The following is a 2,925-nucleotide window of genomic DNA, read 5'->3' on the forward strand; positions in this document are numbered from 1 at the left end:
TAATTTCGGTAAGCGATACGGGGATTGGAATACCTAAAGATAGAATTGAAAAACTCTTCACTCTTAGCGAAAGCTATTCAACCAAAGGAACAAATAACGAAGAAGGTACCGGGCTTGGGCTTATCCTTTGTAAGGAATTTGTCGAAAAAAATGGTGGCAAAATCTGGGTTGAAAGTAAATTAGGAGTAGGCAGTAAGTTTATTTTTACTTTGCCAACAGAATCGCCAAATAAAGAATAAAACAAATAAATTATAATTTGATTGAGCATTATTATGAAAACAAAAATTAAAAATGTAAAAAATTTAGCCAAATATACTTGGATAATTTCAATCCTTTGGTTAGTTATCATCTTAACTTCGTTTTTCTGGAATGTTTTTACAAGTAATAACCATTCTGTAGAACTTGCAAAAATTGAAGCACGTGCAAATTTTAATAAAGATTTTGCAATTCGTCTTTGGGCTACAAAACATGGTGGTGTTTACGTTCCTAAAAATGAAAGGACACCGTCAAATCCAAGTTTATCACACATTCCGGATAGAGAAATTACTAAACCCAATGGTGATACGCTTACACTTATGAATCCAGCTTATATGATAAGGCAAATGTTTGACGAATTCCCTAAAGAATATGGTGTAGTTGGGCGAATTGTTAGCCTTAAACCACTCAATCCAAATAACGCACCCGATGATTGGGAAAGAGAGGCTTTGTTAAGTTTTGAAAGTGGTAAGAAAGAGGTTTTTGAAGTAGCCAACATAAATGGACCTCAATATTTAAGACTAATGCAGCCAATGGTAACCACAGAAGGATGTCTTAAATGTCATGCGTTTCAAGGTTATAAAGTTGGTGATATTCGCGGAGGGGTTGGTGTTTCGGTTCCAATGAGTACATACATTGAGTATGCTGATAGCGAGACGCTTCAGTTAGGATTTGGGTATTCTTTAATTTTGCTTTTTGGGTTTGTGGGAATTGGGTTTGGTTTTAGATTATTAGGAAAAAAGATTATTGAACAAGAAAGAGCAGAACTTGTTATTAAAGAATCAGAGATAAAGTTCCGTACGGTTGCAGATTACACCTACGATTGGGAATATTGGCAAAACCCGGATAAATCATTTGAATATATTTCACCCGCTTGTGAACGTATTACGGGATATTCGGTTGATGAATTTATAACCAACCCTAAACTCTTAGAAAATTTAATATTTGATGAAGATAAAGATATTTGGAATACTCATTTGCATGAGCATGAAAAACAAGCATTAAGAGAAATTCAAGTTCGTATAAAGCGAAAGGATGGTGAAATAGTTTGGATTGAACATTCTTGCAGACCGGTAACAAATGACGAAGGTGATTTCTTAGGTTATCGAGCCAGTAACCGAGATGTTACTGAACGAAAACAGATGGAGGAAAATCTTGCTCGTGCTGAAGAATATTACAGAGGATTAACCGAAGTATCCCCTGCTGGAATATGGGTCACAGATGCAGAGGGAAACAACACTTACGTAAGCCCCCGCTGGACAGAAATAACAGGAATCAACAGTGAGGATGCGAAAGGTCCGGGCTGGTCGAAAGGAATCCATCCTGAAGACAAGGCAACTGTTTTTGAAGAGTGGTTAGAAGCTGCATCGAATGATATGAATTACAAGTCAGAATTTCGTTTCATGAGACCTGGTAATGAAATCAAATGGGTGCTCTGCATTGCTACCCCGCAAAAAGAAGACGGCAAACTTACCCGCTGGATTGGTACTATAACAGACATCACCGAGCGTAAACAAGCAGAAGAAGAATCGAAAGAAAAAGATGAAAGAATTAAATTAGCTTTGGAAGGGACAAGTGCGGGTATTTGGGATTGGAATATTCAAACCGGTGAAACAGTTTTTAACGAACGGTGGGCTGAAATAATTGGATATTCTTTAGAAGAAATTTCACCAGTTAGCATTGAAACTTGGATGAAATATGCACATCCGGACGATTCAAAAAAATCTGAGGAGCTATTAGAAAAACACTTCAAAGGTGAAACAGATTATTACGAATTTGAATCACGCATGAAACATAAAAACAGCAAGTGGATTTGGGTAATAGATAGAGGCAAAGTTGTTGAATGGGATAAAGATGGGAAACCGCTTAGAATGACTGGAACTCATGCTGACATCTCCGAGCGCAAGCAGGCCGAACAAACCCTAAAAGAGAGTGAACAAAAACTAAGAGAAATCAACGCCGAGAAAGACAAATTCTTCTCTATCATAGCCCACGACCTCAAAAGTCCTTTCAATGGTATTATGGGTTTTAGCCAATTGCTTATTGAACAGGTTCAGAAAGAGGATTACGATGGTATTGAGAAATATGCCGGAATTATCCTCGATTCATCACAGCGGGCAGTTGATTTGTTGATGAACCTGATGGAATGGGCACGATCGCAAACCGGACGTATGGAATTTACACCGGAGTATTTGAAAATAGCAGACCTTTGCAACGAAACAGTAGATTTGCTTAGACCAATAGCCGGACAAAAATACATCACTATAAAAAAGGAAATTCCTAACAAAGCGATTGCTTTTGCCGATAAGGCCATGATAAGTACAGTAATTAGAAACTTGGTTTCAAACGCTATAAAGTTTACCCAATCAGGTGGTGAAATCGTAGTGTCGGCTCACGAAAAGTCAGGAGAATTAATTATTTCGGTAAGCGATACGGGGGTTGGAATACCCAAAGACAGGCTTGAAAAACTCTTCATTCTTAGCGAAAGCTACTCAACCAGTGGAACAAACAATGAAAAAGGTACCGGGCTTGGGCTTATCCTTTGTAAGGAATTTATCGAAAAAAATGGTGGAAGAATTTGGGTTGAAAGTGATCCGGATAGAAAATCGGGAGCAGGAGGTTCAATATTTTATTTTACCATTCCTACAAAACCTCTGTAATGAAAGTTAG

At 37.7% G+C, this 2,925-nt stretch carries 2 protein-coding genes; both read left to right on the forward strand.

Features of this window, described 5'->3' with window-relative positions:
- Positions 1-239, forward strand: a 239-nt coding sequence (locus tag HNS40_RS22025) for a sensor histidine kinase KdpD (RefSeq protein WP_253916475.1), incomplete at its 5' end; no start/stop codon positions are given.
- A 33-nt stretch (positions 240-272) separates the two neighbouring features.
- A complete protein-coding gene (locus HNS40_RS22030; protein ID WP_172284871.1) occupies positions 273-2,915 on the forward strand; it encodes a PAS domain-containing protein in 2,643 nt (880 codons plus the stop codon).
- Positions 2,916-2,925: the final 10 nt, after the last annotated feature.

The sequence above is a fragment of the Lentimicrobium sp. S6 genome (assembly GCF_013166635.1).
Lineage (GTDB): Bacteria > Bacteroidota > Bacteroidia > Bacteroidales > UBA12170 > UBA12170.

Coding starts and splice junctions, on each gene's coding strand:
- HNS40_RS22030 (WP_172284871.1), top strand. CDS start 273: ATGAAAACAAAAATTAAAAATGTAAAAAATTTAGCCAAATATACTTGG.